Raw genomic sequence first — 25,515 nt, forward strand, 5'->3', positions numbered from 1 at the left:
CACGGCTCACGACAAGGCTGCGAGGGCCTTGGGCAACATCACCGGCAAGTCGTCGGCGGTGAGCCCCGGCCCGAACAGATGGGCCGCCTCGCCGTGCAGCCAGACAGCCGCGCTGGCGGCCTCGAAAGCCGGCATCGATTGAGCGAGAAGCCCGCCGATCAGGCCGGAGAGTACGTCGCCGGAGCCGGCCGTCGCCAGGGTCGGCGGTGCGTTGGCGTTGATAGCGGCGCGCCCGTCCGGTGCTGCGATCACGGTATCGGCCCCCTTCAGCACGATCACAGCGCCGGTCGCCTCGGCGGCTACACGGGCCCTCTGGAGCTTGTCAGCATGTTTTCCGGCAATGTCGTCGAAGACGCGTGCGAATTCGCCCTCATGGGGCGTGAGAACGACGGGCCCGAGCGCAGCCCGCAGCGTGGCGATGAAATGAATGCGCTCAGCGGCAAAGGCAGAGAGCGCGCCGGCGTCGATCAGCACGGCTCGCGCGGAAGAAAGAACCAAATCGACCTTGGCGCGGGTCTCCTCATCCGGCGGCAAAGCGGGCCCCACGACGAATGCATTGCGCCGGGCATCTTCCAGCATGACGGCGAGGCCTTCCGGGCCTTCGCAGCGGCGCACCATGATGGCATCGAGCGAGGCTGCGTGGATGCCGAGCGCGTCGGAAGGACTGGCAACCGTCACCAGGCCGGCACCGACGCGCAACCCGGCCTTGGCCGCCAGCCGCGCCGCCCCCGTCCCTTCGACGCCGGCGGACAGCACGACCAGATGCCCGCGCGCATATTTATGTCCCGCCGGTTCAGGATGCGGAAAACAGGGCTGCCACAGGGAAGGCTGGTTGACGAAAGTCCGCGGCCGGATGGTTGCCAGCACATTGTCCGCAATGCCGATATCCGCAACCCGGACCGCACCGCAATTGAGCTTGCCCGGCAGCAGCAGATGTCCGGGCTTGCGCCGGAAGAAGGTCACCGTCTCGTGCGCCTTGATGGCCACGCCACGGATCTGGCCGGTCGCCCCATCGATGCCGGAGGGCAGATCGACCGCGATGACCTGCAGGCCCGAAGCATTGATCCGTTCGACCAACGCGGCGAGCGGGCCGCCGATGTCGCGGGAAAGCCCGGCGCCGAGCAGCGCATCGATGATGATTCCTTCCTTGGGGAGCGACAGCGCCAGAGCATCCTCCACCGGCTGCCCCCATTTCTCGGCAGCATAGGCGACCTCTCCCCCCAGCGCCGAAACCGGGCCCAGCAGGCCGAGCCGGACCCGATAGCCCCTTTCGCGCAGGATACGGGCGGCAACGAAGCCATCGCCCCCATTCAGGCCGGTGCCGCACAAAACCAGGATCGGCGTGTTGAAGGGGTGTCGCGCCGCGACATCGGCCACGGCCCGCCCGGCCCTCTCGAGCAACTGGTCGGCAGTCATGGCCTCGGCAATGGCAAGACGATCCGCATCGGCCATTTCGGACGGGGTCAGCAACTCAATCAAAACGTCCTCCAAACCTTCCCTGGCATGCGCCACCTCGTCGCATTCGGTGGAAAAAATGCGCTCCTTCACGTCAGGCGCCGAAAATTACCCTCTCGGGGCGCATATTTTATTGGCAGGTCGCCGAAAAATTGTGCAGTCTTCCGGCACCGCTTGCCCATTTTTCAGCACCTATCGCCTCAACATCTTGAAGATAAAAGAAAATTTTCCTGTTGGCGGTTTGGCATGCGACCTGCTACCAGCAAGGAGGTTTCTGCGCACTATGTGCTGAAATCGAGGAGACCCCATGAAGAAAATTGAAGCCATCATCAAGCCCTTCAAGTTGGACGAGGTGAAGGAAGCGCTGCAGGAGGTCGGCCTGCAGGGCATTACGGTGACGGAAGCGAAGGGATTCGGGCGGCAGAAAGGCCACACGGAACTTTATCGCGGCGCCGAATATGTCGTCGATTTTCTTCCCAAGGTGAAGATCGAGGTTGTGGTGCCGGACGAGCGTGTCGAGCGCGCCATCGACGCCATCCGCAAGGCCGCCCAGACGGGCCGGATCGGCGATGGCAAGATCTTCGTCCTCAACATCGAGGAAGCCATCCGCATCCGCACCGGCGAGAGTGGCCTCGACGCCATCTAGAGCAAAGCGCGTTCATGGCTGAACGCCTATTTGCTCTAGCTTTGTATTTCGACGCGTCTTTGCGATTTCCGGTGATCCCGTCCAATCGCAAGACGCCCTGGCAATCAGCGGGCCTCGGTTCGCGCCTTAAAAGATAGTGCCCAAACGAACGAAAGGGTTGCACCAGATGAAGACCGCCAAGGATGTCCTGAAGGCGATCAAGGACAATGACGTCAAATATGTCGATTTTCGCTTCACCGACCCGCGCGGCAAGTGGCAGCATGTGACCTTCGACGTCTCCCTGGTGGATGAGGAGATCTTCACGGAAGGCACGATGTTCGACGGTTCCTCCATCGCCGGCTGGAAGGCGATCAACGAATCCGACATGTGCCTGATGCCGGACCCTACCACCGCCACGATGGATCCCTTCTTCTCGGCAGCGACGATGTCGATCACCTGCGACGTGGTCGAGCCCTCCACCGGCGAAGGTTACAGCCGCGACCCGCGTGGCATCGCCAAGCGCGCCGAGGCCTATCTGAAGTCGACCGGCATCGGTGACGTCGCCTATTTCGGCCCGGAAGCCGAGTTCTTCGTGTTCGATGACGTTCGCTTCAAGGCCGACCCCTACAACACCGGCTTCAAGCTCGATTCGACCGAACTGCCCACCAATTTTGACACCGAATATGAAGGTGGCAATCTTGGCCACCGCATCAACACCAAGGGCGGCTACTTCCCGGTTCCCCCGCTCGATTCGGCACAGGACATGCGCTCGGAAATGCTGGCTGCGATGCAGCAGATGGGCGTCGTGGTCGAGAAGCATCACCACGAGGTCGCCTCCGCCCAGCACGAGCTCGGCATGAAGTTCGGTACGCTGGTGACGATGGCCGACCACCTGCAGATCTACAAGTACGCCATTCACAACGTCGCCCATACCTACGGCAAGACGGCGACCTTCATGCCCAAGCCAGTCTTCGGCGACAACGGCTCGGGCATGCATGTGCACCAGTCGATCTGGAAGGACGGCAAGCCGGTGTTCGCCGGCAACAAATATGCCGACCTCTCCGAGACCTGCCTTCACTATATCGGTGGCATCATCAAGCATGCCAAGTCGCTGAACGCCTTCACCAACCCGGCGACCAATTCCTATAAGCGTCTGGTCCCCGGCTACGAAGCGCCGGTGCTGCTGGCCTACTCAGCCCGCAACCGCTCGGCCTCCTGCCGCATCCCCTACACCACGAGCCCGAAGGCCAAGCGCGTCGAAGTCCGCTTCCCCGATCCGGCCGCCAACCCCTATCTCGCCTTTGCCGCCCTGTTCATGGCCGGCATGGACGGCATCCTCAACAAGATCGATCCCGGCCCGGCGATGGACAAGGATCTCTACGACCTGCCGCCCAAGGAGCTCAAGAAGATCCCGACCGTCTGCGGCTCGCTGCGCGAGGCTCTCGCTGCCCTCGACAAGGACCGCGAATATCTCAAGAAGGGCGGCGTGTTCACCGACGACTTCATCAACAGCTTCATCGAGCTGAAGATGCAGGAAGTGATGCGCTTCGAGATGACGCCGCATCCGGTCGAATTCGAGATGTACTACTCGGTCTAACAACTCAAAACCATCCAGAGAGAGCCGAGCGGGGGCCGGTGCAGCAATGCACCGGCCTTTCCTTTACTCTTTGGTATTGCCTACAGGGGGCTCGAGAACGCTCGCTCCTCGCCAATATAAGGGAATTGTATCTGCCTGGGACCTTCTGCGGGCGGCCTGCGTTAGAGAGCTGCATCGAGGCCCGGATCACTGCCCGACACCGATCGGAGGAAGCATGGAGCATCCCTACACCTTCGGTATCGAGGAGGAGTATTTCGTGTTCCAGCGCCGGACCGGCGCTGTGCAGGAAACCATGTCGGCCGAGTTCTTCGACGAGGCCCGGCAAATGCTGGGCAAACACGTTACACGCGAGTTGCTGCAAGCGCAGATCGAGATTGCAACGACTCCCTGCCGCAACATGAAGGATGCGAGGCTGCAATTGGTGGGCTGCCGCCAGGCCTTGCAGGACCTCTCCTTCAAGCACGATCTCGGCATCCTGGCCGCGGGCACGCACCCTTCTGCCGAATGGTCCGAGCAGCATCCCACCCATGCTAATCGCTATGGCAAGGTCACGCGTGACCTGCAGATGCTCGCACGCCGCAAGATGATTTGCGGCATGCACGTTCATGTCGAGATTCCTCAGGAACACTCGCGAGTGGACTTGATGACCCGCATGTTGCCCTATCTGCCTTTGCTGCTGGCGCTTTCGACTTCCTCGCCGTTCTGGCAGTCGCGCCCGACCGGCCTGATGGGCTATCGCCAGAACATCTATGCGGAATTGCCACGCTCGGGCTTGCCCGACCTCTTCCGAAGCGAGGAGGACTATCGGACCTATGTCGACACGCTGGTGAGCAACCGCATCATCGACGACGCCAGTTTCCTGTGGTGGGCGATAAGACCCTCCAGCCATCTTCCCACGCTGGAGCTGCGGATCACCGATGTCTGCACGAATGTGGAGGATGCCCTTGCCATCACCGCGCTTTATCGCGGCCTGGTGCGGCACCTCATTCGAAAGCCGGACCTCAATCGTGGCCTGACATCCTCGGGGCGTGCGATCGTCGAGGAAAACAAATGGCGGGCGCAGCGCTACGGCATCCACGGCTCGCTCATCGACCTGCATAGCGGGCAGGCGCGAAGCGCCGCCAATATGCTGACAGAACTGCTCGATCTCGTCTGGGAAGATGCCGAATTGCTCGGCTGCAGCGAGGAATTGGCGACGGCCCAGATGATCCTGCGCACCGGCACCAGCGCCGATGGGCAATTGACGGTTTATGAGCAACGCATCGCCGCCGGCGCAACGACGGAAGAGGCCATCCACGCCGTGGTCTGTTGGCTTGCGGACAGGACGGCTGCGCCACTGGCCGCGGGCCTTGCTGCCAGCGGCTGAAGGCCGGTTGCGTTTCGATCCGCTTCTGCTAGAGCAAAGCGCGTTTTGACGGAAACGCTTGTTTGCTCTCACTCTTTGGTTCGACGCGTCTTTGCGATTCTTGGCGTAACCTCCAAATCGCAAAACGCTTAGGTCAAGGATATCGAGCGCGATGCGGGGAAGGCCATGACTGTCACTATAGACGGGCGACGTATGACCGGTGCCAAGGTTGTCCGCGTCGCGCGCTCTGAGAAGGCAGGCCGCTTCGAGAAGGCGGGCATCGAGGCCAAGGCCCGTGCCGCGGTGGGCACGGCGCGCGACTATATCGACGCCAACTGGCTGACCGATCAGGCTCCGCTGATGTACGCTTTCAACACGGGCGTCGGCCTGTTCAAGGACGTGCGCATTCCCGTCGCCAACATGGCGCACTACCAGGATCAGACCATCCGTGCCCATGCCACCGGCATCGGCGAGCCCTTCGCGCGCGAGATCGTGCGCGCGACCATGCTGCTGCGCGCCAATGCCTTTGCCTCCGCCTATTCGGGCGCGACACTGCCGCTGATGGACCGTCTCGTCGGCTTCCTCAATGCCGGCCTGCACCCCGTGATTCCTTCCAAGGGCTCGGTCGGCGCTTCCGGCGACCTCGCTCCCCTCGCCTATCTCGCCGGCGCCATCCGAGGGTTCGAGGACGTCCAGGTCGAGTATAAGGGCAAGGTCTATCCGGCGCCCGAAGCCGCGCGCCGGGCCGGCTTCGAGCCCGAATACAAGATGGGGGCCAAGGAAGCCTCGGCCATCATCAACGGTTCCACCGTATCGCTGGCCATCGCAGCCCTTGCCCAGGAGGATGCCAAGCGCATCCTCAAACATGCCGACATCGCGCTCGCTCTGACGCTGGAGGCCCTGCGCGGAGAACTGGCCGCTTTCGACCCGCGCGTGCATGCGGCGCGGCCGCATCGCGGCCAGGCGCGCACCGCCCGCAACCTGCTGCGCATCGCCGGCGATTCCAAGCGCTGCTCGGAAGGCGCTCGCGCCATCGTCTATCCCGACGAGGCGCGCGACCCGGCCAAGCCGGTGCCCCCGCGCGTGCAGGACGTCTATTCGCTGCGCTGCGCCCCGCAGGTGCACGGCCCGGTCTTCGAGGCCCTTGCCTATGCCGATGGCATACTCGGGGTGGAAATGAACTCAGCCACCGACAACCCGCTGATGTTCGCCAATGACGACGGCGGCTATGTCTCGATCTCGGGCGGCCATTTCCACGGCGCCTATGTCGCCCAGGCCATGGATCTGCTTGCCATCGCCATGACCGATCTCGGCGCCGTTTCCGAACGCCGCATCGCCCGGTTGATCGACCCGGTGATGAGCTATGGCCTGCCGCGCAACCTCCTCGCCGGCCAGCGCGGCCTCAATACCGGCTTTGCCACGGTGCAATGCTCGATGTCGGCCCTGGTCATGGAAAACCGCGGCCTTGCCACACCCGGCTCGGTCGACTCCATTCCCGGCAAGAGCAATGCGGAGGATCATGTCTCCAATTCCACCTGGTGCGCGCGCAAGGCCCGCGCCGTGGTGGAGAATGTCGAGCAGATCGTTGCCGTCGAGATGCTGATGGCGGCCCAGGCGCTTTCGCTGGTTGCCGACCGCAGCAAGGACTACCCGATCGGCAAGGGCTCGCAGGCAGCGCTCGATGCCATCCGCGCCGAAATCGCACCGGCCCTTGACGGGGACCGCTGGTACCACCACGAAATGCAATCCATACTCGAACTTGCCCGTAGCGGCCGCATCCTGGCGGCCGTGGAAACGGCAGTCGGCGGCCTGGAGTGAGGAGACCCCATGATTCTTGTGTGCGGCGAAGCCCTGATCGACTTTCTGCCGGTCAAAAGCGCCGATGGCCGGAACGCCTATCGGCCGGCTGTCGGCGGCAGCCCGTTCAACACGGCCGTCGGCATCGGCCGGCTCGAGGGTGATGTCGGGTTCTGTGCCGCGCTGTCCACCGACTTCTTCGGCGAGGACCTTGCCGCTGCCCTGACCCGATCGAAGGTCAAGCAGCATTATGTCGCCCGCTCGAAGCACTCGTCGATGCTCGCCTTCGTTTCCGTCGGCGAAGGCGAACCCGAATATGCCTTCATCGACGAAGCCTCCTCCAATCGCCTGTTCTCGCCAGAACGCGACGTTCCGCCGGTCGGGCCGGAAGTCTCGATGATCTGGACGGGCTCGGTCGCGCTCATCAACGACCCGATCGCCTCGGCCTATGAGACGCTTTATTTCGCCAACAAGGGCAAGCGCGTGCTCGGCATGGATCCCAATGTGCGGCCGACCGTGGTGGGCGATGCCGTCGAATATCGCGCCCGCATGAAGCGCATGACGGAAGCCGCCGAGATCATCAAGATCTCCAAGGCCGATCTCAACTGGCTCTATCCGGGCATCGATCCCGCCGCCTGGGCCCAGGATCTGGTGGCCAAGGGCGCCCATCTCGTGGTGCTGACGGATGGCGGCAATGGTGCGGAAGGCTATGGCAAGGGCTTCGCCGTGCGCAGTCCCGTCGTCAGGGTCGAGAAGGTCGCCGATACGGTCGGCGCCGGCGACAGCTATTCCTCCGGCCTGCTCACCATCCTACAGCGCCGCAACGTGGTTTCCATCGACACCGTGAAGAATATCGACGAGGCCATTGCCCAGGAGGCCATGGACTATGCCGCACGGACGGCGGCAATCACGGTCTCGCGCGAGGGCGCCGATCCGCCCTGGAACCACGAAATGGCCTGATCGCCATCCCGACCGGCATCTCATCCCAGAAGAGCGGCATTGTCACCGATGCCGCTACTTCTCCAGCTCAGCCAATTTCCTGTCGAAGCGCCCGCTCTGCAGGCTGATCAGCGCGAGCAACGGCAGGGCGAACAGTGCCAGATGCACATAGCCGCCGCGGATCAATAGAAACTGCGCAATCAGCGTGCCGGCGTCGATCAAGAGCAGGAGCACGGCCGCCGCCAGGCTTGCCACGGGCACGAGCACCAGCAAGGCGGCGAGTACCTGCGTCGACGACAAGGCAACGCGCATCCAGGGCGCAAAGCCAAGCGCATCGAACTGGCGGACCATGATCCGATGCCCCCACAGGGTGAGCAATGCGGGCGTGAGGAAGATCAATGCCACAAGGATACGCAAACCCCAGGTAACCAGAATCTTGGTGCGGGACTGGGGAGAAGACTCGGACTCCATTCGTGTACTCGCCAACAACGCCTTTGACGCGGCTAAAGCACGATGAAAGCGCTTGCAGACGTCCACGAGGCCAACATTGAATAATCCGCCCGCTTCACCGTATTGGCAACTGTTAAAATTGCACGAGGGCGTGATCTGTAACCCACGAAACGCCTCGCCCCTCTTGCCGCCTGCGGTGGGCTCCACTTGCCGCAATGGTGGAACACTTTCCGTCGACGCTCCGGAGGCCCACTTCATTCTGGAGCGGCACCGCTACGGGTGCGCCGTTACCATCACGATGCGCGACATGGACACACTCCTGATGCCTGACGCCGGTAAGATCGAAACAGGCCCAAACCCGACTCTGGATCGCCGCGATAGTCCCATATAGCGAGTGGCAACCGAGTTCGAGCGCATGCTGGTCGAGCCCGTGCACAACAGCCAGCCCGGTCCTGCATCTTCAGCGATTTCTGGGAAGGAATGGCTCGGGGACCTGGATTCGAACCAAGATTAACGGAGTCAGAGTCCGCTGTTCTACCGTTGAACTATCCCCGAACAAAGAGCCTATGTGATCAAACACTTAGCAGGAATTTTTTGCAGTTCCGCCGAATGTTTTGTGGTGGGTGGCCCCGTTCCGTTCGGGCTTCATATTGAAGTCGCTGCCGCATTGCAAGAGGGCTTGTCGTTTTTCTGTGGCCAGAGCTTCCGTTTGCACCCCAGGGGGCAACGGCACCGGATAGCCTGGGCTGATCTGAAAGGAACAGGCGCCGCGAGGGCGCATGTGCGATAGGAAAAGGCTCAGTAGCCGTCATAGTCACCATCGTAATAGCGACGGTGAGGATAGCTGCGATAGCCAAACCCAAATCCGAAGCTGGGGCGCTCTTCGTAATAATAGTTGTTTGGATTCTGGCCGGGATGACGACGCAGATAGTGGCTGAGTTTACAGCCTCCATGGCTGGTCACCTTGTAACCTGGCGGACATCCACCATGATAGCGAACCTGGAGGACACTGGCACCATCGTCCGCTGGACTTGGCACGAAAGGAGCGGCGGCCACCGGCGAGGCAGCAATACCCATTGCCGCCACAAGACCTATCAGTATCGAGCGAGTCATCGGGACCTCCTTCTGAATCGATCTCCAACATCCCAATGCTCTAAAACTTTATTTTAGTGAAAACGTTCCCTTTCTTGTGGATTTCGACGAAACAGGATGCCCGAGATCACCTGGAAATCCGAGCCAATACCTGCCCGATATGATCGAAAAGGCACGGCGGGGCCATTCGCCACGACGCTGGCCGACCAGGGACCAAAGGGACCAAGACCAGCCAGCACCCAGCGCCCTCCCGAATCGGTCTTGTCGCGCATGTCTCCGCAAAGCAGGGCGCGACCTCCGGGACCAAGGCGCATCCCGGGCGTTATGGTACCACCATGGAGGCCCTTTCTCTTGCCGCCCACAAAGGTCATAACAGATCGATTGGGGTGGCCAGTCTCGATCGAGTAGCCCATGAGCAGACAAAACGCCCACCAACCGCCTCTGCGCCTGTGTCTTCTTTTGGCGAATGCCGGGAAGGGCCTGTGGCGCGGTCTCGTTCCGATCGTCTTGCTCAACAGCCTGCCAAGCCTGCCGACCCTGCTCGCCTTGCTGGTGAACGGCGGGGTGTCGCAAACGCCGACGCTCGCCGACCTGGTAGCCTTGCCTATTGCCGTGATTCTCCTGGTCTTCGCCCAGGGCGCCACCGTCACCGGCACGCACCGCCTGCTGCAAGGCTCGAACTTCGGTCTGCTTGTGTCGATGCGGCTAACCTGGCAGAGGCTTCCCACCCTGCTGGGCACGGCCTTTCTCAGCGGTATCCTCGTCCTGCTCGGCCTTGCAGCGCTGGTCGTGCCCGGCCTGATGGCGATCGCGCTGCTCTATCTCGCCCTGCCGGCCTGCATGATCGAACGCACGGACATGGTCGAGAGCCTGGAACACAGCGGGCAACTCACCGAGGGCTATCGCTGGCCCATCCTCGGTCTCTTCCTGCTGACACTGCTGCCGATTGTCGGGCTCGGCGCTGTTACCGGCGACTTCGCCCATGCGCCCGTAACCGTGATGCAGGTGCTTGGCCAGGAAGCGGGCATGATGCTTTTCAGCATGCTCGCGGCCGTGACGGCGACAGCGGCCTTCGGACGGTTGCGCGAGATTCGCGGCATGCCGGAAGCCCCACAACCTCTGCCGGAATGGGCCAGCGGCAAGACCTGAAGGCTGCCCGCTACCCTCTAGGGCGGTTCATCCCAGAGGAAGGGATGATCAGGTGGCAGCCGGACGTTGCCGATCCTGTCCCACCAATTCGTCGGCTTGCGGCCGTTGCACCAATAGGAATCATAGATGGTGTCCACCTGCCAGCCCCACAGCTGGGTCAGTCCCTTGAAATCCAGAGGATACATGATGTTCTTGGCCGTCGCCGAACCGGCATCGGATTGCTGATGATTGAGGCGGCAGGCATGTCCCATTTCATGGATCAGCAAGGTCTTGGGATTGTCCTGGTTGGTGTGGGATCGGCGATGACCCAGGGCAGCCATTCCTGGCGCAGGACCGTGTAGCCGTTCGGCCCGCCATCGATATGGGCGAACACCACGACCATCCGCGTCTCATCCGGGACGGTGCCGAGGCTTTTCCTGAGGGCGGTGAGGCCGTCGATGGGAGCCTCGCCCTCCATGGGCACATGGACCGAACCGCTGAAATCCAGGAGACCCCGTGCCGCGTGGCCCTGCTCCTCTATCGCCTTGGCGGCAGCTTCGGTCTGCTTCTTAGCGACCTCGCCCTTCGCCTTCTTTTGCCGCGCAACCTGCTTGTCTACGGTCTTGTCGAATTTGCGGGTGACCTTTTCCTTCGTCGAGGCTAGCGCTGCCGGCTCGGTTTGCAGCGGCAGCATGTCGAGCGCCAGCGTATATTTGCGAAGGATCTCGTCAGCCCCCTTGAGCAACGCCCAGCTGTTGTTCCACAGCGACACGTCCCGCCAGATATCGGCGGCCCAATAGACCTGCACCCGCACGCCCTTGCCGCCAAAATTATGATATTGCTGGGGTTTGTTGTCGATGTCGTTGGCGGGATCTTTGTTGAAGTCGAGAAAACTCGTCATTTGAAAGCCTCTCGCGCCATCGTCGCCATGAGCTGAGGAAGGCGGCGTTGACAAGATGGCACGGCGTCGATGGGAGCGCCCGCTCTGGCTCTCCGCAGGCTCGATTGGAGCACAGAAAAGGCAGGGCCACCTCCTCCGAACGCAGGATGACCTCTGCCCGCAGACTGCTCATACTGGCTCGCCAGGCAGGCATTGCCGGCGTGCTGGGGCCGCACACGATGAACCGCGGTCGCTCCGCAACGCAGGCATGCCGCCGTCACGGAGAAGACCATGGCTACACCGCTTGAAACAAAGCCCGCCAAGCTGGCTGCCATTCCGCGCGGCCGTCCCTACCGGGTGAAGGATGGCGACGACTGGCTTTCCGTTGCCAGGGTGCATGGCATCAACGTGCAATATCTGATCAGCTACAATTTCGACACGCTCAACACCCGCGAGGTGAACTGGTATCTGCGCCACCGCGTCGGCTGCGTCGTGCCCAGCCCGAAGGGCTGGAACTGGCGGTTCAGCAGCAGCGCCAATCCCGGCATCATCATGATTCCCCCCGATGATGGCCAGCTCGTCCTCAAGATAAACAGCTTCACCTATTCGATCGCCACCATGAGCTGGATCGACCCCCGCTCCGGCCTGCCGGAGCACGATGCCGGCAGCCCGGGCGAGCTCGTCGATCGCCAGCGCATCCTCGGCAGCAGCGGCTATCGCTTCGCCAATTTTCTCGAAGCCACCATCGAGAGCACCGACACCTCCTCAAAGGCGATCCGGCTGCTCCACCGCGTCGCTTACGAGAAGGACACGGGCCTCTACCGCTCGCCATCCTTCCTCGGCTTCCCCTCCTATCCCTACCCGATCAAGCTGGAGGAGCCGCAATATATCGACGAGGGCGTGGTGTTCCGCCAGACCGTCGGCGCCCGCACCCAGAGCGCCGAACTCGCCGCGGGCGTGGCCCCAGCGCCCATCGGCTTCGTCGCCGGCAAGATCCTGCAGAAGGTCATGAATTTCCCGCCGATCTGGACGGAACTGAAGCTGACGCTGCGCTATGACGGGACCTATGAGGGCGAACTCGTCGCCCATAGCCTCTATCCGAGCTGCTCCTATTATGAGCGCTCGCCGCTCATCTGCCTCAATCTCGGCCCCAAGCCCGAAGCCTGCGAGGCTTATGAACGCAAATATGAATATGACGGCCTGCCGAATTTCGACCGCTGGTTCGAGCAGAACAAGGGCTGGGGCGCCAAGAGCGGCTATATGCCGGCGGATGGCAACCCCTGGGGCGCCACGGCGCCCGATCCGGACGTGCTCTTCGGCCAGCAGCCTCCGGACCCGAACGAGGAGGCTCGGCGCCCGCGCCAGTACCCGCCCGAGACCTGGCGCCCGCCGAGCCGCTGAGGCGGCTTTCCCCGTTCTCCGCGGTTTTGGCGACGGGCTTTGCGGCGCCATCCGACCTCGCGCCCGCTCCCTCCCCTCGGCAGATGTCGTCCTCACACCAACGAGAACAGAAGTGGCATTTGCACTCCTTCATCTCGTGAAATAAGTTTCCATACGCGTCCCTCGAGGAACTTTCCTATCCTGTACTTGACGGCTCGCAAAGGAAATCGTCGTCGATGGACATATCCGTAAATATTGATCTCTTACTGCCGCCCTTGATTAATAGGATGCGCTCTCATGACCAACTCCAGCCAAGGCGCCGGCTCCGGTGATTTCAACATCGGTGCCTTGATCAGCGAAAGCTTTGCCGTTCTCCACCGCGCCCTGCCGCGATTTCTGGCGCTGGGCCTGATTCCCATCGTCCCCCTGATCATCTCGACCCTGGTCATCGGAGTTCCGACGCCGGAGAACCCATTTCCGAATGTCAGTGCCATCGTGGTGCTGATGCTGATCTACATCGCGCTGCTCTTTGTCATTCAGGGCGGCATGATCTACGGCGCCTTCAACGAATTGCGCGGGCAAAACTTTTCGGTTGGCGATGCCCTTTCCAAGGGATTGTCCCGCTTCCTGCCACTGCTGGGCCTCTCGATTCTCGTCGGCCTTGGAATTGCCGTCGGCCTGATGCTGCTGATCGTGCCCGGCCTGTGGCTGATCTGCATGCTTTACGCTGCCGTCGCGGTCTGCGTCGTCGAACAGCGCGGCGTGACGGACAGTATGTCCCGCAGCGGCGAACTCACCTCAGGCTTTCGCTGGCAGATTCTCGGCCTCGTACTGATCGTCGGCATCGCCGGCTGGATCGTCGCCATTATCATCGAATATATTGGCGGCGGCCTCGGGGGGCCGATATTCGGTGCTTTGCTGGGCAATCTGTTCCAGGTTTACCTGACAGCACTTGGCAGCGTACTCACCGCCTTGGTCTATTACCGCCTGCGCTCGATCAAGGAAGGCATCGACATCGACAGGCTCGCCGACGTCTTCGATTGAGAGCTTTATTCCGGAAGGGAGCCGGCCCTCACTTGGCCGGCTCGCCTGCCTTGCGGGTGCCCGAGTTCTTGTCGTCGCGATAGCGGCCGAAAAGCTGGCCGCGCTCGAGTTCCGCCCGCTCCGCCGCATAGAAGGCCTGCAGGAAGTCGGTCGCCGCATTGGGCTCGAATGTACCCTGCCAGCCGATGCGCCGGATGATCTTCTCGGCGATCTCGCGATGGATCCGCCAGGTCTCGGTCCCGCCGGGCCGGCGCAGAATCTCCTCCAGCACCTGCAGCTCATAGGCGCCATAAGCCTGCAACTGCGCCGAGGTGAATGTGTAGCGGGCTGCGGCTTTCGCTGCTCCCTGCGTGAGGTCGAGGGCAAGGGCCCGCTTCGGCAGGGCGATCACCAATGTGCCGCCGATCAGGTCGCCCGCCCGCAGATGATCCCGGTTGAAGAAGGGCAAGGCAGCGAGCAGCACCACCCAGGCCAGCATCGACAGCGCCTGCCAGGATTCGCCGCTGTTGGAGGCGCCGATCCACATGAAGAAGAGCTGCAGCGGCAGGAAGAACTCGACCTCTCGGGTCAGGTTGCGCGCTACCACGGCGGTCGGGGTCAGGACGCCCCCCCGACGATCGATCACCTTCAGTCCCGTGGCGCGCTTGCCTGGCGTCGAGCCCTGCCAGGCGAGCTCGAAATGGATGAAATAGAGGTTGCGCAGCAAGAAGGAGAGGAAGGAGATCACCGTCACCGCGACATCGCTGCCGCCGCGCAGGAAGGTGGTCGCCAGCGCGATCCAGATCAGGATGGTGGCGCCGAACCAGATCACCAGGTCGATCAGGAAGGCACCCAGCCTTTCGCCACGATCGGCGACCTCGACATGGATGGCAACGCCTTCCGGCGTGACGATCTCGCGAGTGCGGCGCTGCCGCCCCTCCAGCAGTTGGGATACGCGATCACGCGGAGAGGCCATGCTGTGCCCCTTTGCCGCAATAGAGGAAATAGACGCCCCACAGCACGGCGGTGACGGCGGCGAAGGCGAAGCGCCAGGACGTCACATCGATGAGCTGGCGCAGGCCTCCCTCGATGAAGCCCGCAATGAACAGCATGGCAACCGCACCGCAAGCGAGGACGGCGGCCTGCTTGCCGTGAATGGAGAGCGCTTCGAGGCGTGAATAGCGGCCGGGGAAAATGATCTTCTCGGCCACCACCAAGCCGGCGGCTCCGCACAGGATGAAGGCTCCGAGTTCGGTCACGCCGTGGATCGACAGCCAGCCGATGCAATCAATCAGGAGGCCGCGCTGATAGTGGATCGCCAGGAAGGCACCGACGATCAACCCGTTATAGACCAGCAGCAGCAGTGTCGGCACGCCAGCCATGAAACCGACCCCGAAGGACAGGATGGCGACCATGCTGTTGTTCTGGAACAGGTAGTTGGCGAAGACGATGAAACCTTCCTTGAAGCCGTCCCAGGGCGCGAACAGGACGCTGCGCAGATATTCGGCGCTGGCGCTCGGCCCCCGCCCTCCAGCCAGGCCGTCGGGAACGATGGCATTGAACCATTCGGCCTCGCTGTTCACCAGCACGAACCCAGCCGCAATGCCGAGCGCCATCGCGGCGAAGGCGATCAATATATGCCAGCCCGCCTTGCGCACGGCGTCGGGGAAGCCGTAGCGGAAGAAATGGCCCAACCCCGCCAGCAGGCTCGCGCGCGGCCCGTAGACCACCAGATAGGCCCGCAGCGTCAGGGCTTCGAGATAGCGCAGCAGATTGCGGTCGAGCGCAATGCTGCGGGCGACGGACAGCGAGGACAGAGCCGAGCGATAGAGCAGCGGCATCTTCTGCAATTCGTCGGCGGAGACACCGTTGATGCCGCGTTTTTCGACGCGCGTGACCAGGTTTTCGAGTTCCCGCCAGCTCTCCTCGCGTCCCCGCCGAAACTCGGCCGAGCGCAGCACCACGTGAGCCCGGGGCTCGCTGGACACGCCGATGATCGTCGGCGCCGGCCCGGCAGGACCGGTCGCAGGCAGGCTGGCATCCATGGTCGTCATAGCAGGCCCTCCTGCTTGATTTGGAGATAGCGATTGAGCAGAGCGACACTGAGCCCGCCAACCGGCACGTCGACGCAATGCACGCCGAGACGGGCGATGCGCTCCATCACGATCGCCCGCTCACGCGCGAAATCATGCGCCACCACCGCTTCCGCCACGATGCCGAAATCCTGCGGCTCGGCATTGACCAGCCGCGTGGTCAAAGGGTCCTGCAGTGTGACGAAGATCACGGCGTGACGGTTGGCCATGCGCTTCAGGCTCTCGATCAGCAGTTCGGCCATCACGCTGTCGACGAATTCGGTGAACAGCACCACCAGGGCCCGGCGCTTCAGCCGCGCATTCAGTTCGGCCAGGCCGAGGGTGAAATTGGTCTCCTCGGTGTGATAGGCGAGCTGGGCGGCCGAGCGCTGCAACCGGGCGTAATAGGTGCTGCCCCGGCCCGGTTCGAGATAATGGCGGATCGTGGCATCGAAGCCGAAACTGCCGACGAGGTCGCCTGCCCTCAGCCCGGTCCAGCCCAGCATCAGCCCCGCCTCGATGGCGTGGTCGAGCCGCGCTAGGCCGTCGATCGGTTCGAGCATGAGATGGCCGGTGTCGAAGGCCAGCACGATCTGGTGGTTGCGCTCGATGCGGAATTCCTTCGACAGGAGCTTGCGATGGCGGGCCGACTGCTTCCAGTCGATCATGCGGGAATCGAGGCCGGGCACATGCTCGCGCAGCGTATCGAATTCGGTGCCCTCGCCCTTCTGGTTCTGGGTCTTGGTGCCGTAGATCGCGCTTTTGCTCAGCGCCTGGATGGCCGGGCCGAAGGACATGCGGGCGGCTGGCAGAATCTCGATCTTTCGATCCAAGCTTTCCTTGAGGCGCCACTCCACCAATCCCAGCGGCCCCCGCCAGCGCAGCCACAGCGCTTCCAGCGTCACCATCCCGCGCCGCAAGGCGGTGAAGGGAATGCCGAGTCTCTCCGGCTCCCCGCCGAAATGGCCTGCCACCATCGGCGGCGTCTCCAGCGGCCCGTCGAGATCGACCACCGCCTCGATCCTCACCGGGCGTGCCGACCTGGTGCTGCTCAGGGTCACCTCGATCATCCCTTCATTGCCGACCGGCAGCCGCTTCGGGGCCTTGAGGTCGACCACCAGGCTACGACGCGGCGGGATCAGCAGCGCGTCGACGGCGATCACCACCAGGGCTAGCAGGCTGAGGTCGAAGGAAAACGGCCACAGGGCCGGGTTCCACACCACCATCAACAAGGCGACGGGAATGCCGAGGCTGAATAGCAGGACGGCACGCGGTGTCGGCCGGATCATCGGGGTGCAGCCGTCTGGTCCAGGATTTCGTTGACGATACGGTCGGGAGTGAGGCCATCGATCTCGGCATTGGGCGCGAGCACGATGCGGTGGCGCAGGATCGGCCGCGCCAACCGCTTCACGTCGTCGGGAATGACGAAATCGCGCCCGTTCAGCGCGGCCAGGGCCCGCACGGAGGCCGCGAGCGCATTGGCGGCGCGGGTCGAGCCGCCCGTCTCGATCGCCGGATGCTGGCGGGTGGCGCGTACCACGTCGACGACATAGTCGATGATCTGTGGCGTCAGCACGATCTGTTCGCTGGTGGCCCTGAGATCGGCGAGCGTCGCCGGATCGGCTTGGGTTTGGATGCCGAAATCGGACAGCTTGGGCATGGCCGAGCGATGTCCGTGCTGGGTGACGATGGCTCTCTCCTCGTCACGGCTGGGATAGGTGACATCGATCTTGAACAGGAAACGGTCGAGCTGCGCCTCGGGCAAGGGATAGGTTCCCTGCTGCTCGATCGGATTCTGGGTCGCCACCACCATGAAATCGGCACCGAGGGCATAGGTCTTGCCGTCGATGGTGACAGCCCTCTCGTTCATCGCCTGCAGCAAAGCCGCCTGCGTCTTGGGCGGGGTCCGGTTGATCTCATCCGCCAGCAGGAGGTCGGTAAAGATCGGCCCCTCGGTCAGGACGAACGTGTTGGTCTGGAAATTGAACAAATTGGTGCCGATCACGTCGCCCGGCATCATGTCGGGCGTGAACTGCACACGGCCGAACTTCAGCGACAAGGTCGAGGCGAAAGCCTGAGCCAGCAGGGTCTTGCCAGTGCCTGGCACGCCTTCGAGCAGGATATGCCCGCCGCAGAGCAGGCCGGTGAGCATCAGTTCGATGACTTCGTCCTGGCCAACGATGGCCTTGCCGACTTCCTTGCGGATGCCGTCAGCGATGTGGGCGACGCGCTGCAGTTCCATCGGAGATCTTTTCCTTCCAATCATGAATATCGCGCGCCGCCTGGAACAGGCCGGTCAGGGACGTACCCTGCCTTTCCTCCGCGCGGGCGAGAACGACAGAGGCTTTGGTCTCCAGCCCCCGCGACTCGCCGATTTTGTCGAGCCATTCCGCCAGCTTCTCGTCATCGAGCTGGCGGGGTGCGTGAAACAGCCGGCCGGCGTCGCGCAAGGTCGCGCGCACATAGCGGCGCATGACGAAGGCCTGGTGGCCGGCACGGTCGAGCAACGTGGCCGTGTTGGTGATCAGGCGCTCCTTGCCGAGGTCGAATGCCGGTGGCGCCAGGCGTGGCTTGCCGAAACGGCTCGTGGTGGCCCAGGCCAGCAGCGCCGTCGCAGCGAGCACGAGCAGGAGCACGATGACATAGGGAAACTGGAACAGTTTCTTGAAGGGGCTGTCGACATTGTTGACCATGCCATGGATGGTCTCGTCGAACACCACCTTGCCATCCCCGAGCTCGGCATCCCGCATGGCATTCAGCAGTGCAAGGGCAAACTCGGCGTTCCTGCCCTTGATCAGGCCGTGGTTCTCCACGAGATCGGGGTCGGCAAGAATCCAGACACGGCGCTCGCCGTCGAGTTTCTCGCCGATCAGCATGCCCTGGCGATTGCCGATGATCGGGGTCAACTCCTCGCTCTTGATGAGCTGGGCGCCGTCGTCGAAGGACGGGTTCACATCGAGATCGTTGCGGTCCCAGCTTTTGGGCGGATCGCCCCTGGTGACTTCGAGCTTGGGCTCGACCAGCCGCGCAATGCTGGTGACCCAGGGAATGTCCATCGGGGTGGCGGACCGGATCCAGGCGGGCTTGCTCCGGTCGGCCAGCGCCCAACGCTTGGGCAGCACCAAGAGGACGTTGCTCTCGCGTCCCAGCCGAATGATATCGTCCTTCGACAGGCTCGACGTCGGCTCGGCCATTACCAGCAAGCCGCCTTCGCCGGGGGCGACGGTGCCGTTGATGCGGCTGCGGGCGACCGGAATATCCAAGCGCCGGACCAGTTCATAGAGGCCGGCATGTCCGATCGCCGAGACCGAGCGGGTGGTGGTACTGAAGCCCTGTTCCTCGGAAGGACCGTTCAGCATCAACAGCATGGACAGGGCGAAGACGGCCGTGGCCCCTGCGACCAGCACGGCGAGGACGGGGCCGGAGAACGTGGCTTTTTCGCTCATGCCGCCCTCGCCTGCATCGCGTCGGTCAGGATCTCGTAGCTCTGCCGGCAAGCGGTGTAATCCCGCTCCTCGGCGGGGCTTTCGCCGAAATAGACGGGCTCGACCCGCCCGATGATATCGGCCAATGCCTGCTTGCCTCGGTCGGGTAGCGACAAGGCCCGAAGAATTTCGCGGCTGGTCAGCGAATCAGCAAAGCTGACATTGAGCCTTTTTCGCACCTCGATCAGGCTGCGCAGCAGCAAGGCATGCATGGCCTCGGCAAGGCGGCCCTGCCGTGCCAATTCATCGGCCTCGATCTGGGCCACCACCATACGCTCGACCGAAGCGGCCTGGGCGGAGACATCCGTCTCGACACGCGCGGCCAGCTTGCGCCGCCCGAGCACCGGCAGGCGGTCCCGCATCGTCCAGATCGCGAAAATGAGGCCCGCGGCGATGGCGGCATAGAGCAGGATGCTCACCAACGTTCCCAATGAAGGATTCCAGACACGCGGTGCCCGCTCGTCCTGCTTTGGCTCGGTCTTGGGCGTCACAACCTCGCCCTTGTTGCCGGGCAGATCGGGTTGGAGGCCAAGATCGCGCGCGATGTCCCGGGCCACGGCCTGCGGATCGGAAGCAGCGAAAACCGGCATTACCGGCGCCAACGCGAGGAGAACCGCCAGGCCGGCGACAGCCGGCATGGTTCTTCCCGTCAGATTTTTTCGACCTCGTTCCCGCACCAAACCGCCAATCAGCCCCGCTTCATATCCGCGAACATGGCGTGACGGTGGATCCGGAGCAAGCGCCCAGGGAACACATTCACATCGCCCCGGTCGAATTCTTCCACCAGCGGAAGCACGGCGGTAGGCCGTTGCCGGTGAACGGATCATTCGCGAATCCGTTCCATTTTTGTTCATATGTGCCTTCTACCTTTTATAAAGCTCGTCCGCCGAATCGCCGGGCGGATTCGTTTCTCACCACGCGAGAGCAAGGCATGAATGCGCAGGCAGCCCTTCTTGTGCCCGAGGAGCTGGTTCAATCGCCCGCCGATCTTCTCGCCGGGCTGAACGAGAACCAGCGCCGCGCGGTCGAACATGGTTCCGGCCAGCCGGCCGGTCCCCTGCTGATCATTGCCGGTGCCGGATCGGGCAAGACCAACACGCTGGCCCACCGGGTTGCCCATCTCATTGCCGAAGGCGCCGATCCCAGGCGCATTCTCCTCCTGACCTTCTCGCGTCGAGCTTCCTCTGAGATGATTAGGCGGGTCGAGCGGATCACTGCCAAGGTCATGGGAGCGAAAGGGGCGACACTGAGCGAAGGGCTGACTTGGGCTGGCACGTTCCACGCCGTCGGCGCCCGCCTCCTGCGTGAATATGCCTACCAGATCGGCCTCGATCCCTCCTTCACCGTTCACGACCGGGAGGATTCTGCCGACCTGATCAATCTGGTGCGCCACGAGCTCGGATTCTCCAAGACGGAGAACCGCTTCCCGAGCAAGGGCACGTGCCTCGCCATCTATTCGCGGGTGGTCAACGCGCAGGACGAACTCGAAAATGTGCTGAAAGAGGCCTTTCCCTGGTGCCTGGCCTGGGCGGCGGAGCTCCGCAGCCTGTTTGCTGCCTATGTCGAGGCCAAGCTCGCCAACAATGTGCTCGACTATGACGACCTGCTGCTGTGGTGGTCGCACATGGTGGCCGAGCCAATGATCGCCGCCGATATTTCGGTGCGTTTCGACCATGTCCTGGTCGATGAATACCAGGACACCAACCGCCTGCAATCCTCGATCCTCAAGGCGCTCAAGCCGGACGGACGTGGCGTCACGGTGGTCGGCGACGACGCTCAGTCGATCTATTCCTTCCGTGCCGCCACCGTGCGGAACATCCTCGACTTTCCGGCACAGTTCTCGCCGGCGGCCGAGATCATCACGCTCGACCGCAACTACCGTTCGACCCAGCCCATCCTGGCGGCGGCCAATGCCGTGATCGCCCTTGCCAGCGAGCGCTTCACCAAGAATTTATGGACGGAGCGGCAATCGAGCGAACGTCCCCAGCTCGTCACCGTGAGGGACGAGGCCGGACAGGCCGATTTCGTGGCCGGACAGATCCTGGAGAACCGTGAAAGCGGCATGACGCTCAAGCAGCAGGCCGTGCTGTTTCGCGCCTCGCACCACTCAGGCCCGCTCGAGGTGGAACTGACCCGCCGCAACATTCCCTTCGTGAAGTTCGGCGGGCTGAAATTCCTCGATGCCTCCCACGTCAAGGACATGCTGGCCCTGTTGCGCTGGGCGCAGAATCCGCGCGATCGCGTTGCCGGTTTCCGCGTCCTGCAACTGCTGCCGGGCGTCGGTCCTACCTCCGCCGCCAATGTCCTCGATGCCGTCGGCGTCGACGACATCGCAGCCTTGCCGGCGCCGCCCCGCGCCGGAGCGGACTGGCCGGATTTCGTCGACCTCGCCGCCAGCCTGCACAAGGGACCGAGCGACTGGCCTGGGGAGATCGAGCGCGTTCGCCGCTGGTACGAGCCCCATCTGGAGCGCATGCATGAGGATGCCGTAGCGCGCCGTGCCGATCTTCTCCAGCTCGAACAGATCGCCGCGGGCTACGAGTCCCGTGAGCGCTTCCTCACCGAGCTGACGCTCGATCCGCCCAGCGCCACCAGCGACGAAGCGGGCCCTCCCTTGCGGGACGAGGATTATCTCATCCTCTCCACCATCCATTCGGCCAAGGGGCAGGAATGGAAAGCGGTGTTCGTGCTCAACACGGTGGATGGCTGCCTGCCGGCGGATCTTGCCGCCGGCACCAAGAACGATCTGGAGGAAGAACGCCGGCTGCTCTATGTCGCGATGACCCGCGCGCGCGACAGCCTGCACCTCGTGATGCCGCAGCGCTTCTTCACCCATGGCCAGCATTCCCAGGGCGACCGGCATGTCTATGCCAACCGCACCCGCTTCATCCCGTCTGCGATCCTCGACCGCTTCCAGCAGGTGATGTGGCCGAGGGTGGCAGCCTCCAACGCCCGGCAACAAAGCGGCATCCACAGCTCGATCGACCTGCGCGACCGCATGCGCGGCATGTGGCGTTGAGACCAGCAGGTGGGCGTGCCATGGTCCGGCGATGTGTGGACGGATCATGCAGCGCAGCCCGGACCTGCCGGGCCTTCAGACGGAACCGGGGGCCACGCCGGAAGAGGTCGCCCGTGCCTGGGAAGCCCATTTCAATGGGGCGCCGGCCCAGCACTTCTGGGTGATCCGCCGTCAGCCTCGGTCTGCCGCCTATGTCCACGACCTCCTGCAATGGGGGCTCATTCCCAACTGGGTGAAGGACCCGGGCGATTGGCCCAAGCCCATCAACGCCCGTTGCGAAGGCATCCAGACCAAGCCTTCCTTCCGCGATGCCTACAAGACCCGGCGCTGCCTCGTCCCGATCGATCTGTTCTTCGAATGGATGAAGATCCTCGAGGCGGACGGCAAGCCGGTGAAAGGGGCGAAACAGCCCTATGCCATTGCCATGAAGGATCACCGTCCCTTCGCCGTCGCCGGTGTCTGGGAAAGCTGGGTCGACAAGGCCTCCGGCAAGATCACGCGCAGCTTCGCCATCGTCACCTGCCAGGCCAATGCGCTGATGGCGACGATCCATGACCGCATGCCGGTGATCCTCGCTCCGGAGAACCATCGGCGCTGGCTCGACAACATCGAGCCCGATCCCTTCGACCTGATGGTGCCCTTTCCGCCCGAGCTGATGGAGATCTGGCCGATTTCCTCGCGCGTCAACAGTCCGGCAAACAATGCTGAGGACGTAGCGGCACCGGTGTGAGGAGCGCGGACTTCCAGTCCGCTCTTTGAAATATCACGCTGACAGAAAGAGAAGAGCGGACTGGAAGTTCGCGCTCCAAAGCCCTCTTGACCTTCCAATGACTGGAAGGTTTACCTATCTAGGCAATGACCTGGAAAGGGATTGCCCCATGTCTCCGACTTTGAGCTCTCCAACTTTGAGCCCCGCGACTTTCGACATCGCCATCGAGGGCATGACCTGCGCGTCCTGCGTTCGCCGCGTGGAGAAGGCCATCGCCGCCACGCCGGGCGTCGTACAGGCCGCCGTCAATCTCGCCACCGAGCGGGCCCAGGTCTCCTTCGAAGGGCCTGTCAATTTGCCCCCCGTGCTGGCCGCCATCGCCAAGGCGGGTTATGGCGCCCATGTAATCGAGGACGACCATGCGGAAGATCCCGAGCGCACGGCCCGCAAGGCTGAGATCGCCACGCTCTGCCGGGACCTCGCGCTTGCGGCCGTGCTGACCATACCGGTCTTCCTGGTCGAGATGGGCGGGCACCTGATACCGGCCCTCCACCACACCATTCAGATGAATCTGGGCCAGTGGAACTGGTATGCCCAGTTCGTGCTGATCAGCCTGGTGCTGTTCGGTCCGGGACTGCGCTTCTTCGTCAAGGGCATTCCGGCTCTGTTGCGCGGGGCTCCGGACATGAACGCTCTGGTCTCCCTCGGCGCCGGCGCCGCCTGGCTGTTTTCGGTGGTCGCGACCTTCCTGCCCGCGGCCCTGCCGGAAGGCACGGCCTATGTCTATTACGAGGCCGCCGGCGTCATCGTCACGCTGATCCTGCTCGGCCGCTATCTCGAGGCACGCGCCAAGGGCGAGACCAGCGAGGCGATCCGTAAACTGGCCGGTCTGCAGGCCAAGACGGCCCTGCGGCTGCGCGATGGCTCGGAGACCGAGGTGCCGATCGCCGAGCTCCAGCCGGGAGACATCATCCGGGTCCGCCCCGGCGAGAAGATCGCCGTCGACGGCGAAATCGTCGAAGGCTCTTCCTACGTGGACGAGTCGATGATCTCCGGCGAGGCGATACCGGTCACCAAGGGCGTCGGTGCTGAGGTCATCGGCGGGACCATCAACAAGACCGGCAGTTTCTCGTTCCGGGCGACGAAGGTGGGCTCGCAGACCCTGCTCGCCCAGATCATCCGTATGGTCGAGGCGGCCCAGGGCGCCAAGCTGCCGATCCAGGCGCTGGTCGACAAGGTCACGGCCTGGTTCGTGCCCGCCGTCATCGCCATCGCGACGCTGACCTTCATCGCCTGGTTGCTGCTCGGCCCGAGCCCCGCCCTCACCTTCGCCCTCGTCAATGCCGTGGCCGTGCTGATCATCGCCTGCCCCTGCGCGATGGGCCTGGCGACCCCCACCTCGATCATGGTGGCGACCGGGCGCGCGGCCGAGCTCGGCGTGCTCTTCCGGCGCGGCGATGCCCTGCAGGGCCTGCGTGACGTCAAGATCGTCGCCTTCGACAAGACGGGCACCCTCACCCAGGGTGAACCTGCGGTCACCGATATCGAAACCGCTCCCGGCTTTTCGGAGAATGAGGTTCTCGCCTTGCTGGCCTCGGTGGAGGCACGCTCGGAACATCCTCTGGCCACGGCCGTCGTCAAGGCCGCCCGCGAGCGCAAGCTCGCCATTCCCCCGGCCGCCGCTTTCGAGGCAATCCCGGGGCGCGGCGCCTTCGCCCTCGTCGGCGGCCGGAAGGTCGCGATCGGCTCGGCACGCTGGATGGCGGAGCAGGGCATCGATGCCGGAGCGCTCGCCGCCCGCGCGGAGGCCCTCGGCGAACAGGCCAAGACGCCCCTTTTCGCGGCCGTCGACGGCAGGATCGCCGCGGTCATCGCCGTCGCCGATCCGATCAAGCCCACGGCCAAGGCCGCCGTCGTAGCCCTCAAGGCACTTGGTCTCGAGGTCGCCATGGTGACGGGTGACGCCCGGCGGACGGCGCAGGCGATTGCGGCAAGGCTCGGGATCGAAACCATCGAGGCCGAAGTCCTGCCCGACGGCAAGGCCGAGATCGTGCAGCGGCTCGCAGCCAGAGGGGGCAAGATTGCCTTTGTCGGCGACGGCATCAACGATGCGCCTGCCCTTGCCACCGCCGATGTCGGCATCGCCATCGGCACGGGGACCGACGTCGCCATCGAGAGCGCGGCCGTAGTGTTGATGGCGGGTGACCCCAACGGCGTCGTCAAAGCCATCGGCCTGTCGCGGGCGACCATGCGCAATATCGGCCAGAACCTGTTCTGGGCCTTCGCCTACAACATTGCGCTGATCCCCGTCGCGGCCGGCGCGCTCTATGCCGTCAACGGCACCCTGCTCTCGCCGATGCTCGCAGCCGGCGCCATGGCGCTCTCCAGCGTCTTCGTGGTGACCAACGCCCTCCGGCTCAAGAGCTACCGACCCGCGGATTCATCGACACAGGCTATAGGCACACATGCCTTAAATTCATCGAATTGATTCAATGGAATATTGAAGAAATCTCATCACG

22 protein-coding genes, 1 tRNA gene and 1 pseudogene are annotated in these 25,515 nt (G+C 63.4%); 11 read left to right on the top strand and 13 right to left on the bottom strand.

Translation table 11 applies throughout. The features are described 5' to 3' along the window. Positions 1-6: 6 nt before the first annotated feature. Complete coding sequence (locus U1R88_RS05120; protein WP_322430508.1) at positions 7-1,452, bottom strand: NAD(P)H-hydrate dehydratase; 1,446 nt, start codon at positions 1,450-1,452, stop codon at positions 7-9. A gap of 310 nt (positions 1,453-1,762) precedes the next feature. Here U1R88_RS05120 and U1R88_RS05125 point away from each other — a divergent pair, with 310 nt between their 5' ends. From U1R88_RS05125 to U1R88_RS05145, 5 genes are all read left to right on the top strand, one after another. Next, on the top strand, positions 1,763-2,101 hold the full coding sequence (locus tag U1R88_RS05125; protein WP_068296275.1) for a P-II family nitrogen regulator: 339 nt from the start codon (positions 1,763-1,765) through the stop codon (positions 2,099-2,101). A gap of 166 nt (positions 2,102-2,267) precedes the next feature. Continuing rightward, positions 2,268-3,677, top strand: a complete 1,410-nt coding sequence (gene glnA / locus U1R88_RS05130) for a type I glutamate--ammonia ligase (protein ID WP_322430268.1) — start codon at positions 2,268-2,270, stop codon at positions 3,675-3,677. A 214-nt stretch (positions 3,678-3,891) separates the two neighbouring features. Then, the gene (locus tag U1R88_RS05135) at positions 3,892-5,043 is read left to right on the top strand and encodes a carboxylate-amine ligase (protein ID WP_322430269.1); all 1,152 of its coding nucleotides are present in this window, start codon (positions 3,892-3,894) and stop codon (positions 5,041-5,043) included. A 165-nt stretch (positions 5,044-5,208) separates the two neighbouring features. Beyond that, positions 5,209-6,840, top strand: coding sequence for an HAL/PAL/TAL family ammonia-lyase (locus U1R88_RS05140; protein ID WP_322430270.1), 1,632 nt, complete (start codon positions 5,209-5,211; stop codon positions 6,838-6,840). Positions 6,841-6,849: 9 nt separating this feature from the next. Then, positions 6,850-7,779, top strand: coding sequence for a carbohydrate kinase family protein (locus U1R88_RS05145; protein WP_322430271.1), 930 nt, complete (start codon positions 6,850-6,852; stop codon positions 7,777-7,779). Positions 7,780-7,833: 54 nt separating this feature from the next. Here U1R88_RS05145 and U1R88_RS05150 read toward each other — a convergent pair whose 3' ends face one another. The 4 genes from U1R88_RS05150 to U1R88_RS05165 form a co-directional block, all read right to left on the bottom strand. Further along, positions 7,834-8,229: a hypothetical protein gene (locus U1R88_RS05150; protein ID WP_322430272.1), complete on the bottom strand. Its 396-nt coding sequence runs from the start codon at positions 8,227-8,229 to the stop codon at positions 7,834-7,836. Between the two features lie 460 nt (positions 8,230-8,689). Next, positions 8,690-8,763, bottom strand: a tRNA-Gln gene (locus tag U1R88_RS05155). A gap of 243 nt (positions 8,764-9,006) precedes the next feature. Further along, positions 9,007-9,321, bottom strand: coding sequence for a hypothetical protein (locus U1R88_RS05160; protein ID WP_322430273.1), 315 nt, complete (start codon positions 9,319-9,321; stop codon positions 9,007-9,009). A 53-nt stretch (positions 9,322-9,374) separates the two neighbouring features. Continuing rightward, the gene (locus tag U1R88_RS05165) at positions 9,375-9,572 is read right to left on the bottom strand and encodes a hypothetical protein (RefSeq protein ID WP_322430274.1); all 198 of its coding nucleotides are present in this window, start codon (positions 9,570-9,572) and stop codon (positions 9,375-9,377) included. A 139-nt stretch (positions 9,573-9,711) separates the two neighbouring features. On the opposite strand from U1R88_RS05165, the gene U1R88_RS05170 reads away from it, so the two are divergent. Continuing rightward, positions 9,712-10,449, top strand: coding sequence for a hypothetical protein (locus U1R88_RS05170; RefSeq protein ID WP_322430275.1), 738 nt, complete (start codon positions 9,712-9,714; stop codon positions 10,447-10,449). A gap of 17 nt (positions 10,450-10,466) precedes the next feature. Here the strand turns inward: U1R88_RS05170 and U1R88_RS05175 are convergent, their stop codons facing one another. After that, positions 10,467-10,715 (bottom strand): hypothetical protein, encoded by a 249-nt coding sequence (locus U1R88_RS05175; protein WP_322430276.1) that lies wholly within the window; start codon positions 10,713-10,715, stop codon positions 10,467-10,469. Further along, a complete protein-coding gene (locus U1R88_RS05180; protein ID WP_322430277.1) occupies positions 10,709-11,329 on the bottom strand; it encodes a hypothetical protein in 621 nt (206 codons plus the stop codon). The genes U1R88_RS05175 and U1R88_RS05180 overlap by 7 nt, the downstream gene beginning before the upstream one ends. Positions 11,330-11,599: 270 nt before the next feature. On the opposite strand from U1R88_RS05180, the gene U1R88_RS05185 reads away from it, so the two are divergent. After that, positions 11,600-12,709, top strand: a complete 1,110-nt coding sequence (locus tag U1R88_RS05185; protein WP_322430278.1) for a hypothetical protein — start codon at positions 11,600-11,602, stop codon at positions 12,707-12,709. Positions 12,710-12,985: 276 nt separating this feature from the next. After that, positions 12,986-13,732, top strand: a complete 747-nt coding sequence (locus U1R88_RS05190) for a V-type ATP synthase subunit I domain-containing protein (RefSeq protein ID WP_322430279.1) — start codon at positions 12,986-12,988, stop codon at positions 13,730-13,732. Positions 13,733-13,760: 28 nt separating this feature from the next. Here U1R88_RS05190 and U1R88_RS05195 read toward each other — a convergent pair whose 3' ends face one another. From U1R88_RS05195 to U1R88_RS05220, 6 genes are read right to left on the bottom strand one after another with little or no spacing between them, the layout of a single operon-like run. Then, complete coding sequence (locus tag U1R88_RS05195) at positions 13,761-14,687, bottom strand: RDD family protein (protein ID WP_322430280.1); 927 nt, start codon at positions 14,685-14,687, stop codon at positions 13,761-13,763. After that, a complete protein-coding gene (locus tag U1R88_RS05200) occupies positions 14,671-15,765 on the bottom strand; it encodes a stage II sporulation protein M (protein WP_322430281.1) in 1,095 nt (364 codons plus the stop codon). Before U1R88_RS05200 ends, U1R88_RS05195 begins: the two co-directional genes overlap by 17 nt. Next, the gene (locus U1R88_RS05205; protein WP_322430282.1) at positions 15,762-17,072 is read right to left on the bottom strand and encodes a DUF58 domain-containing protein; all 1,311 of its coding nucleotides are present in this window, start codon (positions 17,070-17,072) and stop codon (positions 15,762-15,764) included. The genes U1R88_RS05200 and U1R88_RS05205 overlap by 4 nt, the downstream gene beginning before the upstream one ends. Next, entirely contained in the window at positions 17,069-18,025 is a 957-nt protein-coding gene (locus tag U1R88_RS05210; RefSeq protein WP_068296238.1) for an AAA family ATPase, read from the bottom strand. The genes U1R88_RS05205 and U1R88_RS05210 overlap by 4 nt, the downstream gene beginning before the upstream one ends. Then, positions 17,994-19,229 carry a DUF4350 domain-containing protein gene (locus tag U1R88_RS05215; RefSeq protein ID WP_322430283.1) on the bottom strand — a complete coding sequence of 412 codons (1,236 nt, stop codon included), beginning with the start codon at positions 19,227-19,229 and terminating at the stop codon, positions 17,994-17,996. Before U1R88_RS05215 ends, U1R88_RS05210 begins: the two co-directional genes overlap by 32 nt. Further along, positions 19,226-19,906, bottom strand: coding sequence for a hypothetical protein (locus U1R88_RS05220; protein ID WP_322430284.1), 681 nt, complete (start codon positions 19,904-19,906; stop codon positions 19,226-19,228). Before U1R88_RS05220 ends, U1R88_RS05215 begins: the two co-directional genes overlap by 4 nt. A gap of 293 nt (positions 19,907-20,199) precedes the next feature. Between U1R88_RS05220 and U1R88_RS05225 the strand changes: the two genes are divergently transcribed. From U1R88_RS05225 to U1R88_RS05235, 3 genes and pseudogenes are all read left to right on the top strand, one after another. Continuing rightward, positions 20,200-22,287: an ATP-dependent helicase gene (locus U1R88_RS05225; RefSeq protein ID WP_322430285.1), complete on the top strand. Its 2,088-nt coding sequence runs from the start codon at positions 20,200-20,202 to the stop codon at positions 22,285-22,287. A 31-nt stretch (positions 22,288-22,318) separates the two neighbouring features. After that, positions 22,319-23,017, top strand: coding sequence for an SOS response-associated peptidase (locus U1R88_RS05230; protein ID WP_322430286.1), 699 nt, complete (start codon positions 22,319-22,321; stop codon positions 23,015-23,017). Between the two features lie 193 nt (positions 23,018-23,210). Continuing rightward, positions 23,211-25,484: pseudogene (locus U1R88_RS05235) on the top strand (heavy metal translocating P-type ATPase); the annotation flags it as partial. Between the last annotated feature and the right edge of the window lie 31 nt (positions 25,485-25,515).

Source organism: Labrys sedimenti, assembly GCF_034424805.1.
In the GTDB taxonomy this organism is placed as follows: domain Bacteria; phylum Pseudomonadota; class Alphaproteobacteria; order Rhizobiales; family Labraceae; genus Labrys; species Labrys sedimenti.